Consider the following 14,027-nt stretch of genomic DNA (forward strand, 5'->3'; position numbering starts at 1 on the left):
AATAATATAGAACTGAGATCCCTTACTTTTCCTCAAAAGATTAAGAAACAAAGAGACAATGGAAAATATCAAGAAGGTAATACTCGAAGCTGTACCTGAAGCGGTTATTGAAGATAAAACACCTTTAACTGTAACTGTAGAACCTAATAAACTACGTCATTTAGTAAAAGCACTTCGCAACTATGCTGAAATGCCTTTCGATTACTTGGCAATGTTAACAGGGACTGATGAAGGAGAGATGCTGATGGTAACTTATTTGCTGTGTCCTTCAACAGATTTGTCGAAAGAAATAGCAGTAAAAACAGGAACAGCAGATCGCGTAAATCCATTATTGTATACAGTTACCGATATCTGGGAAACTGCACACTATAATGAGCGTGAAGTTTTTGCCATGCTGGGTATTCGCTTTATCAACAACCCTGATATGCGCCGTTTCTTTCTCAACTCAGACTGGGTTGGTTTTCCATTGAGGAAAGACTATGATGCGAGTCCTGTAAAGAATCCCGTATCGATAGAAAGTAAGGATATTATAGATACTGCTCCACGTATTGTAGAAATGCCCGATGGTAAGTTGAAAGAGGAGCGGGTAGATATTTTCGAAAAAGACGATTATATAATAAATATAGGACCACAGCACCCATCCACACACGGAGTAATGCATTTTCGTGTAGCATTGGAAGGTGAGATCGTGAAAAAGATTGATGTACATAGTGGTTACATCCACCGCGGAATAGAGAAGCTGAGTGAGAAACTCACTTATCCGCAAATACTACACTTTACAGACCGCCTTGATTATCTTTCTGCCAACATAAACCGTCATGGATTGTGTATGTGTGTAGAAAAGGCTGCTCAGATAGAAGTTCCCGAAAGAGCTCAATATATACGTACTATCATGGATGAGTTGAATCGTATCGATTCTCACTTGGTTGCATGGGGTACGATGTGTATGGACTTAGGTTCTACCACAGCCTTTATATACGGTATGCGCGAAAGGGAAGATATCCTTAAGATATTTGAGAAAAACACAGGAGGTCGTCTGATTATTAACTACAATGTCCTTGGTGGTGTGATGTTTGATATACAGCCTGATTTCCAGTCGGATGTAAAAGCATTTATACCAGTAATGCGTAAGGCTTTGGTTGAATATGATAAACTATTCACCGGAAACGTGATCGCAGTAGGCCGTATGAAAGGATTGGGACTTCTGTCGAAAGAAGAGGCCATTTCGTATGCTGTTACAGGACCTGCAGGACGTGCATCGGGATTCTCTTGCGATATACGTAAGCATATACCTTATGCGTTGTACGATAAGGTTGAATTTAATGAAGTTATCCGCGAAAATGGAGACTCTTTCGACCGATATTTGAATCGCCTTGACGAAATAGAAGAATCTTTAAAAATCATAGAACAACTAATCGATAATATACCTGACGGAGACTATCTGGCAAAAACAAAAGCGATAATAAAACTACCTGAAGGTGAGTATTATCAGCGAGTAGAAGCCGGACGTGGAGAGTTTGGTGTATATATAGAAAGCCGTGGAGATAAAACTCCTTATCGTCTCAAGTTCCGTTCTCCTTCTATGGCTGCTGTTTCAGCTATGCCATTGATCTGTGCGGATGAGAAGATATCAGACTTTATCGGTATCGGTGGGTCTATGGATTATGTGATTCCGGATATTGACCGTTGATCAAGAGCGTTTTAGGGTAGGGATAGGATAAGCACGGTTTATGCTGCTTTTGTCAGGTCACACCCGACGACTAATTAATTGAATATTTATTTCATCAATATAAGAAGATATATGTTGTTATTTGATTCTCAAGTAGTAGAAGTATCATATTGGCTTAGCCAGTTCGATGTATTTCTGACTAAGAATTTACCTACATGGGCGGTCTTGGCTATAGAGTTTGTATTGGTTGCCGTTGCATTGCTGACTTTATACGCAGTATTAGCCTTGATTCTGATATATGTAGAACGTAAAATCACAGCTTTCTTTCAGGCTCGTTTGGGTCCTAATCGTGTCGGTAAATATGGATTAGTTCAGAGTGTTGCCGATATGGTAAAAATCCTTATCAAGGAAATTATCCATGTAAGACAGTCGGACAGATTCCTGTTTTTTACAGCACCTTTCTTCATGATCATAGCATCTATGCTTACATTCGGAGCATTGCCTTTTGGTAAAGGATTACAAGCTGTAGATTTTAATATTGGAGTATTTTATGTTGTGGCTGTATCTTCACTTGGTATTATTGGGGTTTTGCTGGCCGGATGGTCTAGCAACAACAAGTACTCGATGATCGGTGCTATGCGAAGCGGTGCGCAATTTATAAGTTATGAATTGTCGGCAGGTTTTGCTTTGATGACCATGGTAGTGTTGTCGGGAACAATGAGCTTTTCTAAAATAATAGAAGGACAAACATATCTTCATCAATGGAATATAATTGCAGGGCACGTTCCGGCACTTATAGCATTCATCATCTATCTGATTTCGGGACATGCTGAAACAAACCGTGGACCATTCGACTTGCCCGAAGCAGAATCGGAATTGACAGCCGGATATCACACCGAATATTCGGGACTACAGTTTGGTTTCTTCTATTTGGCAGAATATCTGAATATGTTTATCGTAGCCGGTATTGCCACTACTGTATTTTTGGGCGGATGGATGCCTATTCAGATCCAAGGATGGGATGCCTTCAATGAGGTTATGAATTACATACCATCATTCTTGTGGTTCTTCGGAAAAGCCGGATTTCTTATCTTCCTTAGTTTGTGGGTAAGATGGACATTCCCTCGTTTGCGTATCGACCAGTTGTTGAATCTGGAATGGAAATATTTGCTACCTATCAATCTCTTCAATATTTTATTGATGGTAGTTCTTGTCGTATTTGGTTTGACTCTGAAATAATAAATTATAGTATAAGAAAATGAGTTCAGTTTCAGAATATTTTTCAGGATTATTTGGAGGTATTAAATCTCTTCTCACAGGGATGAGAATTACATGGGGCGAGCTGTGGACTAAGAAGATCACAGAGCAGTACCCTGAGAATAGGGCAACCCTTGTTATTCCCGATCGCTTTCGTGGAGAGTTGACTATGCCTCACGATGAAAACAATGAGCATGCTTGTACTGCTTGTGGTATTTGCCAGATGAATTGTCCCAATGGAACAATACAGGTAATATCGAGATCGATAGAAACAGAGGATGGCAAGAAAAAGAAAGTTCTTGACAAGTATATATACGACCTAGGATTATGTACATTTTGTAACCTGTGTGTGATTACTTGTCCGTCTGATGCTATTAAGTTTGCGAATACGTTCGAAAACTCACTGTTTACTCGTAGCAAGCTGATAGAACAATTGAATAGGGATGGATCTAAACTTCGCGAAAAGAAGAAAGAGCCAAAACCGGTAGTGGATAAGCCTGTGGCTAAAGTGGAAGTTGCTGTTGACAGTGCTGCTCCAGCTCCATCAGCACCTGTTCAAGAGGTAAAAGAAGACAAAGAATAAACAATATACGATAATCAATAGATTATGGCAGAACAAATTATATTTTACATTTTAGCAACAATCATTGTGTTTTCTACTATTATGGCAGTAACAACACAAAAGATTATTCGCTCAGCTACATTCCTGTTGTTTGTACTTCTTGGTACTGCAGGCTTGTACTTATTGTTGGATTATCATTTTCTGATGGCTGTGCAGATTGCTGTATATGGCGGAGGGGTAATGGTACTGTTTATATTCGCTATTTTGCTCACTCACGAGCCGGGAGTAGATGTTAAGTTCGAGAAGCCGGGCAGGATATTTATTTCTGCTTTAGCTGCATTGGCGGGTTTGGCTATTTGCGGACACATTATATTTTACAATGTCAACAAGTTTTATACCTACATCACGCAGAAAGAATTGAACATGCAGGATATAGGTATGGGAATGATGGGAACAGACAAATATCAATATCTGCTACCATTTGAAGCAATAAGTATATTGCTCCTTGCTTGTATCATTGGAGGAATCATGATTGCTAGAAAAAGATAAGAAAAAGAAAGATATAAGTTATGGGTGAGTTTATAACAAATTTTCTGTCCGGGCCGGTGCCAATCGAAGCATATCTGGTTGTGAGCACCATCATGTTTTTTGCAGGAGTATATGGCTTCCTGTCTCGTAAAAATATGTTGATGGTACTGATATCCGTTGAGTTGATGCTGAATGCTACCGATCTAAACTTTGTGGTGTTTAACCGCTATTTATATCCGGGACAGCTTGAGGGATTCTTCTTCACATTGTTTGCAATAGGGATTGCTGCGGCAGAAACAGCTATTGCTATAGCTATTATCATCAATATATACCGTAATGTGAAAAGTATATATGTGGATGAGAATATAACTAAAATGAAAAACTAAGCAGGGAAATAGTAATAAAATATGGAACATTTTGATTTTACATATTCGATACTGATAGTTGCTTTGCCGGCTATTATGTTTCTTATACTCGGACTGGGTGGAAAATACATGAAACCTGTTGTTGCCGGAATACTGGGGACAACTTCTCTGAGTGTAATGACAATACTATCCTACTTGACGGCATATCAATATTTCTTTGTTGTGGGTAAGGTAGACGGAGCCTATCAGGCAATTCATACAGCGGTAAGGTGGCTTACATTTACCGACAAACTGCATATTGATTTGGGTGTTTATCTTGACCCTATTTCGGTAATGATGCTTGTTGTAATCACTACAGTATCATTGATGGTGCATGTATACAGTTTAGGTTATATGAAAGGAGAAAAAGGCTTTCAGCGTTATTATGCCTTCCTTTCACTGTTTAGTTTTGCCATGTTGGGATTGGTTGTTGCAACCAATATTTTCCAAATGTATATTTTCTGGGAGCTTGTGGGGGTATCATCCTTCTTGCTTATCAGTTTCTATTATATCAAACCATCTGCAGTAGCAGCATCGAAGAAGGCTTTCATTGTGACTCGTTTTGCCGACTTCTTTTTTCTTGTAGGAATTTTATTGCTATCATATTTCTCAGGCTCATTCGATTTTACAGATATAACAGCTCAGGGTGCACCGTTTATTGCTACCATGCAAGGTTCATCGTTCTTAGGCTTGTCGATTATATCGTGGGCGATGCTACTTATATTTATGGGTGGAGCCGGAAAATCAGCAATGATGCCATTCCACATCTGGTTGCCGGATGCCATGGAAGGTCCTACACCTGCTTCGGCGTTGATCCACGCCGCAACGATGGTTGTAGCTGGCGTGTTCCTTGTTGCACGTTTGTTCCCTGTGTATGCGTTCGGAGCACCTGATATATTGCATTTTATTGGTTATGTAGGTGCCATCACCGCATTGTTTGCAGCGATTGTAGCTTGTACTCAGACCGACATAAAACGTGTATTGGCATTCTCTACTATATCTCAAATCGCATTTATGTTAACCTCTCTTGGGGTTTCCGAATATGGAGGTCACGAAGGTTTAGGATATATGGCCGGTATGTTCCATTTATTTACTCACGCATTCTTCAAAGCATTATTGTTCTTGTGTGCGGGTGCTATTATACATGCTGTTCATAGCAACGAGATGGACGACATGGGAGGATTGTGGAAAAAATTACCAATTACAGGTGTTGCCTTTGCTGTAGCTTTATTTGCGATAGCAGGTATTCCTTTCTTCTCCGGATTTTATAGTAAAGATGAAATATTAGCTGCGGCATACGAACACAATAAGGTTATATACTTTATACTATCTTTCGCTGCCGGTCTTACAGCATTCTATATGACTCGCTTGTTCCTTCGTATATTCTTCTACGAGAAGAAACACTATCATCACGAACCGCATGAGGCTGGTCCTGCAATGGCTATCCCGTTGATCATACTAGCTATATTTGCGTTCGGAGCCGGATATGTACCTTTCAGCCATTTTGTGACTTCAGACAGAATGCCATACGATGCGCATATTAATATGCAGGTGGCTATAACAAGTGTTGTGATTTCATTAATAGGAATGGGTATTGCATTTAAACTATACTATAAGAAAAATGAAATACCGGATAAGATTGCAACAAGTATCAGTACGTTGTATACATGGGCTTTGCATAAGTTCTATTTCGACGAACTGTGGTTGTTTGTAACCCGTAGCATTATATTCAAGCGTATATCTAAGCCTATTGCATGGTTTGACCGTAATGTTGTAGATGCCTTTATGGACTCTTTGGCATATGTGACTCAGGCTGCTGCCCGTTCTATCAAAGGACTACAATCAGGCTATATTCAGCAGTACGCATTGGCATACTTGTTGGGAGCATTGATTTTGGTTGTGGGTTTTGCCGGATGGCTGATATGTTTTATTTGTAAGTAAGATATAGATTAAAATATAAAACAATGAATATTCTTTCATTATTTGTTCTTGTACCTGTCTTGATGTTGTTAGCATTTATACCATGCCGCAACATTAAACAAATCCGTACCGTAGCGGTAATCGGTGCAGCCATTGAAATAGTATTGGCTGTTGCTTTACTCTTTATGTTCTATGCAGAACGCAGTGCCGGCAATACAGCCGAAATGTTGTTTACTTATGATAAGGTTTGGTTTGCGGCGTTGAATATCCATTACGCTATCGGTGTTGATGGTATTTCGGTCTTGATGCTTTTGCTTACCTCTGTTATTATATTCACCGGAACATTTGCGTCATGGAATATGAATCCGCTGCCTAAAGATTTCTTTATGTGGCTGACCTTACTTTCGGTGGGGGTATATGGATTCTTTATCTCATTGGATATGTTCACGATGTTCTTCTTCTATGAGATTGCTTTGATTCCGATGTATCTGCTTATCGGACTATGGGGAACAGGACGAAAAGAATATTCGGCGATGAAACTTACCCTGATGCTGATGGGAGGCTCTGCTTTCCTTGCAGTTGGTATATTCGGTATCTATTTCAACTCTTCAACAACGGGAGATTATACATTTAATATGCTGGAGGTAGCTGCAAACAATGCAATACCTGTAGCTGCTCAATATTGGATATTTCCACTTACGTTCTTAGGTTTTGGTGTATTGGGAGCTCTTTTCCCATTCCATACATGGTCGCCTGATGGTCACGCATCTGCGCCTACGGCTGTGTCTATGCTTCATGCCGGAGTATTGATGAAACTGGGGGGATACGGATGTTTCCGTATAGCAATGCGCCTGATGCCGGAAGCTGCTCACGAACTTTCATGGATATTCATTATCCTAACAGGTATAAGCGTTATCTACGGAGCATTGGGAGCTATTTCTCAGACTGACTTGAAATATATCAATGCATACTCTTCGGTGAGTCACTGCGGACTGGTATTGTTTGCAATATTGATGATGAATCAGACTGCAATGACAGGAGCTGTGATGCAGATGCTTTCACACGGATTGATGACAGCCCTATTCTTTGCTCTGATAGGAATGATATATGGTCGTACTCATACACGTGATATTCGACAGATGGGAGGGCTCATGAAAATTATGCCATTCCTTAGCGTGTGTTATGTTATTGCCGGTATGGCTTCTTTGGGACTTCCGGGATTGAGTGGATTCGTAGCAGAGATGACAATCTTTGTAGGTTCATTCCAGCATAGTGATCTGTTCCACCGTATATTCACGATTGTTGCCGTATCTTCAATTGTTGCGACAGCAGTTTATATATTGAAAGTAGTTGGCAAAATTTTATATGGACCGGTACAAGATCCGCACCACTTGGAGCTGACAGATGCCGTATGGCATGAAAAAGTGGCTACAGTAGGGCTGATTGTTTGTGTTGCCGGAATGGGATTGTTTCCGAATTGGATTTCCGATCTTATCAGTGCGAGTTTGGCATATATAAAATAAGTAAGGATAAATAGTAAACATTGTAATTTTAAGATATAAAGATGGATTTAAGTAATTATTTGTTGATGAAGCATGAGCTATCACTGATTGTGGTATTTCTCTTACTTATTTGTTATGATTTGTTTGCTTCAGACAACGCTAAGAAATATTATTTTCCGGTAGCTTGTGGCATATTCCTTATACATACAGTTTTTTGTTTCTTTATCAAAGACGACGGAAGCTCTTTTGCCGGAATGTATGTTACAGGCCCTGCTTATCTTACGATAAAGAATATTCTTAATATAGGCGTCTTCCTTATTTTCTTGCAAGCAAACTCATGGCTTAAAAAGCCTGATTCGATATTGAAACGGGGAGAATTTTTTATGCTGACAACCCTTACTCTGATTGGGATGTACTTGATGATATCTTCAGGGAACTTCTTGTTATTCTATATCGGGCTCGAAACAGCATCTTTACCTATCGCATCTTTAGTTGCTTTTAATAAATACAAAAAAGAATCGGCAGAAGCCGGAGCAAAATATATATTTAATGCTATATTCTCTTCAGCAATCATGACATTCGGATTGTCTTTCCTATACGGAGCTTGCGGAACTCTTTACTATACAGATATAGCTGCAAATATCTATTCTACACCACTTGTGGTTATGGCAATGGTGTTTGTTATGAGTGGATTGTTCTTTAAGATATCTTTGGTTCCTTTCCATCTTTGGGCACCAGACACATATCAGGGAGCACCTACTAATGTGACTTTGTATTTATCTACCATATCGAAAGGAGCGGCTGTATTTGCTCTTATGACTATCTTGTTTAAGGTATTCCCTGCATTACAGGATGTATGGCAAAATATAATCTGGATTGTAATCCTTGTTACCATTACTGTTGGTAACTTGTTTGCTCTTCGTCAGAAAAATATGAAACGCTTCCTTGCCTTCTCTTCTATTTCGCAGGCAGGATATATTATGCTGAGTGTATTTACCGGAACATCGGCAGGTATGGCAGCAACTATATTTTATGTATTTGTTTATATCTTTTCCAATCTTGCAGCCTTTGGCGTTATCTCAGCAGTGGAAGATAAAACAGGTAAAGTGAATATGGACGACTATAACGGATTGTATTATTCAAATCCGAAATTAGCGTTGGCAATGATGATCGCCATGTTCTCTCTTGGAGGAATTCCATTTGCCGCAGGATTTTTCAGTAAGCTGTTTGTTTTTATGGCAGCTATGGAACAAGGACACACTTTGTTGGTTTTCTTAGCGTTCCTCAACACTGTTATATCACTGTTCTATTATCTGTTGGTAGTGAAGGCAATGTTTATAAAAAAGGCAGATTCACCTATCGAATCGCTAGATACAGATAAGTATATGAAAGCTTCTTTAGTAATATCAATGATCGGTATTTTTGCCGTAGGTGTAGTAAGTTACTTCTATGAGTATATAGCACACGTTAGCTTTGGTATATATTAAAGAATATTAAAGAATAAAAATAATTCGACAGAAGGCCTTATCTTTGGGACTTCTGTCGAATTTTATGTAATAATAAGGAATCAATATATATGAATTTATTCATTTTACTACAAGCAGCAAACCCGGTGATCGAAATGGCAGATCAAGCTGCACAGACTGCACCTGAAGAAACATATTTTAGTCTTGTACTGAAAGGGGGATGGGTACTTCTACCTATATTTCTTCTGTCGTTACTCTCCATTTATGTTATTATAAACAAGTGGCTTGTAATAAGTCGTCTGGGAAAGAAAGACTCTATTTGGCTGTCTCGCGTTATCGAGTTGGTGAATGAAGGGAAAATCGATAAGGCCTTGAAATTTTGTATAGAACGTCCTTATGCTTCGGCGAAAGTTATTGCCGCGGGATTGAAAGAATTTGAATTGAGTGAAAAAGAGATAGAAGAAGCAATGGAGGTTGAAGCACGCCAACAGGTAAATATCCTTGAAAACCAAATGAACTGGTTGGGAATTACCGCTTCTATTGCACCTATGCTTGGATTTTTAGGAACAATATTTGGAGTTATAAAGATATTTTATGATATTGCACGTACAAATGATCTCGCTATCGATACTATTTCTACCGGATTGTATCAGAAAATGATATGTTCGGCAGCCGGTTTGTTAGTAGGTATTGTTGCATATTCAGGTTACTACATACTCAATGGACGTATTGATAAAGTAGTTGTAAACATAGACAAAGACTCGAACGAAGTGCTTAAAGCTATACGTGCATCTAAGAAGGGAACAATAGTAGCATAATATTTGTTTTGAGTAAAGACATTGAATTAAAATGAAGATAGAACGAAGAAAAACAAGAACAGCCGAGGTATATACTGCATCATTGAATGATATAATGTTCTTTTTATTATTATTCTTTCTTATTATATCCACGATGGTGACACCAGCTGCCATCAGAGTGCTACTTCCCAATGCCGCAACCTCGGAAAAGGTAGTGACAAAGAAAAATATAAACGTAATCATAACAAAAGATTTACGATATTACATTGATGACAAAGAACTACAAAAAAGTGAATTAGAGTCTGCATTGGGCACTGTCCTGGCAAAGGAGAAGGCTGATAACCCAAGTGTAGAAATGAACGTTTTGCTACAAGCCGATAAGTCGTTGAGCTTACAGGATGTTGTAGATGTTATAGATATAGGAAATAAACTTCAGGTGAAGATGGTTCTTTTCACTCAAAAACCTGAATGATTTATACTCAATAATCTTTATATTATAAAGTTTTAAAAAGAGGTGATATAATTTTTTTATCACTGACAGATGCAACACTTCCACAAAAAATGCATCTTTAAAGTGAGGCTTAGCCAATATGAATGAACTGCAAATGATAGCAGGCTGTAAAGAACAAAAGCGGGACGCACAAAAAATGCTCTACGAAACTTACGCTCGTAAGATGTATAGCATATGTCTCCGTTATAGTTCGGATCAGGATGCTGCGCAGGATCTTTTACAGGATGGCTTCATGAAAGTTTTTTCAAATATCGGTTCATATCAGGAAAGAGGTTCTTTTGAAGGATGGATGAAACGCGTATTTATAAACCTTGCTTTAGAAAACTTAAGAAAGAAAAAGTCAATATTTCATTCTTCTGAGGATATCCAAAATCTCCCGGAGGTCGTTGATGAATCAACAGAAGACGATCAGATGTACAGGATATCGGAAACGGAACTATTGAAAATGGTACAAGAATTACCGAAAGGTTACTCTACTGTTTTTAATTTGTATGCTATAGAAGATTACTCCCATAAAGAAATTGCTGATATGCTTGGTATAAGTGAAGGAACTTCTCGCTCACAGTATGTGAGGGCCAGGCAAATATTGCAGGATAGGGTAAAAAAATATGTAAACGAGAGAGTGTAAAGATGATAGAAGATAAAGACAAAATAAAGGATCTATTCTCCTCAAAGTTGAAAGACTTTGAGCCGGAAGTGCCTGCATCCCTATGGGGTGGGTTAGATCAACTTTTGTCTCAGCAGGCAGCACCTGCTGACCCATCTTCTGCGTCCAGCTCCACCTCTTCTTCTTCGGGATCTTCTGTTGCAACAGCCTCTAAGGTCTCTCTAATAAAGACTGCATTGATAACAGTAGGTGTTGCTGCGGCAGTTGTTACCGGTGTACTACTTATTCCGAAAGGTAGTAATTTGGTTGTACCCGAAGAACCAAAAGTAGCTACAATAGAAGAAGTTATTCAGGATACAATCAAGCTTGATGATACAACATTCGTGATTTCTCCACGACCTGCGATAAGACCTATTATAGCAAGAGCCGAGCTGCAGGAGAAGAAAGCGGTTGTTGATGTGCAGGTTTCAACTCCTTCACAAAATCCGGAGAAAGAATCGATTAAACCGGAAAAGAAAGAAGAAGTAAAAGAGAAATCCTTACGCAGTAGTGATGATCATAGGGCGGTGCAACTCTTGCCGAAAAAGAAATCGGGTTCAGGTCTTTCTGTAGGGTTTTCTGCTAATTCAGCTTTATTTGGGCAAGATATCAGTCAAAGTGGTGGACGTTTATTATTCTCTTATCCTACCAGAGGCAGATCTTTCAATGATGCCCTTGCTAAAGAAAACAAAGAATTTAAGTTGCAACATAGCTTGCCGATTTCATTTGGATTGAAGGTTTCTAAAAGCATTACTCCTAATTTATCTTTAGAAACAGGTATTGTTTACACTTATCTTTCTTCTAAGATAACCTCAAATAGTGCCTTTAATATTCGAGAAAATCAATACTTCCATTATTTGGGGGTACCATTAACGTTGAATTATAAATTCTATGAATTGGGTAAGGCTAAATTTTATTTCTCTGCCGGAGGGATGGTGCAAAAAGATATTAAGGGGCAATACGAAAGTAAGATAGCGTATACAGAATCTACCCTTATTGTTATGGGGCTCCCTCGAGATCTTTATTATTCAGAGCCATACTATATGAAAGAATCAATAAAACAGGCTAATCCTCAATTTTCTGCAAATGTAGGGATAGGAGGTGCATATCCTATTTATAAAAAATTGTATCTTTACGGAACGATTGGAGGTGCTTATTATTTTGATGCCGGAAATAAGTACTCCACAATATACTCAGATCGAAAAATTCAATTGGATTTTAATCTGGGTGTTAAGTTCGATTTTTAATATTTACGAATAATTAATTTAAAACATGAAAACATCAATACTAAAATTGATCTGTGGGGTATTCGCTGTAGGGCTTTTATTTTCTTCTTGCCTTGGAGACAGTGATAATAAGATAAATATTAACAATGACTATGTTTTTGTAACCACCAAGAACAGCATGAAAGTAGCCGCTGTAGCAAGTTACAGAACATGGATTGTAACAGATCAGGTAAATGCGTCGAATACTATAGAAGGACAGTATTATACGATGGGTTATTCTATAAATACTTCTCAATCATTGGGTAATGGGGTTTATCAAGGAACCGATTATGGCCAACCTTTGGTTAGAATAGAACAAACCAGTGTAGCCGTTAAAGCTCCGGATAGAGTAGATGACTTTAACCCAACTACATTCACATCTCCATTTCCTTATCCGATAAAAGATTTTTTTGGAGACGGATGGGTTTTTGGAGCTCAGGCACAATTGAAAGAAGGAACTGTTGCAGATATGTATTTTTATTATGACCCTTCTAATCAAAAAGAAGAAGTCAATGGTGTAGTTCAAGAAATAGGGAATAATAAGATAATTATCGATGTTAGATTTGGAAAAAGACTTGAAGGTAATGGAGCTCTAGGTAGTAGAGCTGTATTATATGTAGCGAAAATGACGCAATTAAGATCGTATTTCCAATATCAGAGTGGAAAATTCAGCTTCAATAATGAAAAAAGTGTTGCTATCCCTATAAAATTCCGTTATAACAAGACCTTGACAGAAAATGGTAAGGATGTTGTAAAAGAAACATTAGATGGAAATTGGAACACCGACTCATCGGCCAAATATCTCCTATACTTTGAGTCAGCATCTTGATAAATAGTATATGATGAAATATATGAGAAGGCACAACAATCGAAAGTTGTGCTTTTTTGTTATAAATAAGTTTTATATTAATATTTAAAAAGACTATAAGGAATGATTGAAGTTGTAGAAGAGTATTTGCCTCAGATTATAGCGTCAGTTTTTATTATATTACTAACGCCACTATCTAAATATGTATCAAGAAAGATAATAATAAAATATGGGCAACTAACCTTAAAGGCTGAAGCCCGAATATTTCAAATAATACAGGTAATCAATATACTGATTAATTTTGTTTGTGTTGTTGCGCTTGCAATTATATGGGGAGTACAACCACAGAATATGTTGGTTGCAGTTTCTTCTATATTTGCTGTTATTGGGGTTGCTTTGTTTGCGCAATGGTCTATCCTCAGCAATATTACGGCCGGTATTATAATTTTCTTTTCGATGCCGTTCAGAATAGGGGACAAAATACATATTCTTGATAAGGATACGCCGATAGAGGCTACAATAGAAAATGTGCTTACTTTTCATACATACCTCAGAACAATGGATGGAGAACAGATTATAATACCTAATTCTTTATTTCTTCAAAAAATAGTATCGGTTGGCAAACCGAAAGAAGAATAATGAAATAACAACAAGCGATTTTTTTTCTATATTTGTGTATCTATAGTTAAAAA

General features: G+C 38.1%; 14 protein-coding genes. All 14 read left to right on the forward strand.

The window, feature by feature from the left end; genetic code table 11:
* Positions 1–58 precede the first annotated feature (58 nt).
* The 14 genes from PKC55_RS15860 (at position 59) to PKC55_RS15925 (ending at position 13,974) form a co-directional block, all read left to right on the forward strand.
* Entirely contained in the window at positions 59–1,690 is a 1,632-nt protein-coding gene (locus PKC55_RS15860) for an NADH-quinone oxidoreductase subunit D (protein WP_283685744.1), read from the forward strand.
* A 111-nt stretch (positions 1,691–1,801) separates the two neighbouring features.
* A complete protein-coding gene (nuoH, locus tag PKC55_RS15865) occupies positions 1,802–2,908 on the forward strand; it encodes an NADH-quinone oxidoreductase subunit NuoH (protein ID WP_252637258.1) in 1,107 nt (368 codons plus the stop codon).
* 19 nt (positions 2,909–2,927) lie between these two features.
* Positions 2,928–3,509: a 4Fe-4S binding protein gene (locus tag PKC55_RS15870; protein ID WP_291126303.1), complete on the forward strand. Its 582-nt coding sequence runs from the start codon at positions 2,928–2,930 to the stop codon at positions 3,507–3,509.
* Between the two features lie 24 nt (positions 3,510–3,533).
* The gene (locus PKC55_RS15875; protein ID WP_135106841.1) at positions 3,534–4,037 is read left to right on the forward strand and encodes an NADH-quinone oxidoreductase subunit J family protein; all 504 of its coding nucleotides are present in this window, start codon (positions 3,534–3,536) and stop codon (positions 4,035–4,037) included.
* A 20-nt stretch (positions 4,038–4,057) separates the two neighbouring features.
* Positions 4,058–4,402 (forward strand): NADH-quinone oxidoreductase subunit NuoK, encoded by a 345-nt coding sequence (nuoK, locus tag PKC55_RS15880; protein ID WP_006841403.1) that lies wholly within the window; start codon positions 4,058–4,060, stop codon positions 4,400–4,402.
* A gap of 21 nt (positions 4,403–4,423) precedes the next feature.
* Positions 4,424–6,361, forward strand: a complete 1,938-nt coding sequence (gene nuoL, locus PKC55_RS15885; protein ID WP_291126301.1) for an NADH-quinone oxidoreductase subunit L — start codon at positions 4,424–4,426, stop codon at positions 6,359–6,361.
* 23 nt (positions 6,362–6,384) lie between these two features.
* Positions 6,385–7,863, forward strand: coding sequence for a complex I subunit 4 family protein (locus PKC55_RS15890; protein ID WP_291126299.1), 1,479 nt, complete (start codon positions 6,385–6,387; stop codon positions 7,861–7,863).
* Between the two features lie 41 nt (positions 7,864–7,904).
* Positions 7,905–9,329 (forward strand): NADH-quinone oxidoreductase subunit N, encoded by a 1,425-nt coding sequence (locus PKC55_RS15895; protein WP_291126297.1) that lies wholly within the window; start codon positions 7,905–7,907, stop codon positions 9,327–9,329.
* Positions 9,330–9,418: 89 nt separating this feature from the next.
* Positions 9,419–10,126 carry a MotA/TolQ/ExbB proton channel family protein gene (locus PKC55_RS15900; RefSeq protein ID WP_135106848.1) on the forward strand — a complete coding sequence of 236 codons (708 nt, stop codon included), beginning with the start codon at positions 9,419–9,421 and terminating at the stop codon, positions 10,124–10,126.
* Positions 10,127–10,157: 31 nt separating this feature from the next.
* Positions 10,158–10,577: an ExbD/TolR family protein gene (locus tag PKC55_RS15905; RefSeq protein WP_291126295.1), complete on the forward strand. Its 420-nt coding sequence runs from the start codon at positions 10,158–10,160 to the stop codon at positions 10,575–10,577.
* A 118-nt stretch (positions 10,578–10,695) separates the two neighbouring features.
* On the forward strand, positions 10,696–11,244 hold the full coding sequence (locus tag PKC55_RS15910; RefSeq protein WP_006841397.1) for an RNA polymerase sigma factor: 549 nt from the start codon (positions 10,696–10,698) through the stop codon (positions 11,242–11,244).
* A 2-nt stretch (positions 11,245–11,246) separates the two neighbouring features.
* Positions 11,247–12,509 (forward strand): hypothetical protein, encoded by a 1,263-nt coding sequence (locus tag PKC55_RS15915; RefSeq protein WP_291126293.1) that lies wholly within the window; start codon positions 11,247–11,249, stop codon positions 12,507–12,509.
* 25 nt (positions 12,510–12,534) lie between these two features.
* On the forward strand, positions 12,535–13,356 hold the full coding sequence (locus PKC55_RS15920; protein ID WP_291126291.1) for a hypothetical protein: 822 nt from the start codon (positions 12,535–12,537) through the stop codon (positions 13,354–13,356).
* A 102-nt stretch (positions 13,357–13,458) separates the two neighbouring features.
* Positions 13,459–13,974: a mechanosensitive ion channel family protein gene (locus PKC55_RS15925; RefSeq protein ID WP_135106856.1), complete on the forward strand. Its 516-nt coding sequence runs from the start codon at positions 13,459–13,461 to the stop codon at positions 13,972–13,974.
* Positions 13,975–14,027 lie beyond the last annotated feature (53 nt).

Source organism: Dysgonomonas sp. (assembly GCF_035323175.1).
GTDB lineage: Bacteria > Bacteroidota > Bacteroidia > Bacteroidales > Dysgonomonadaceae > Dysgonomonas.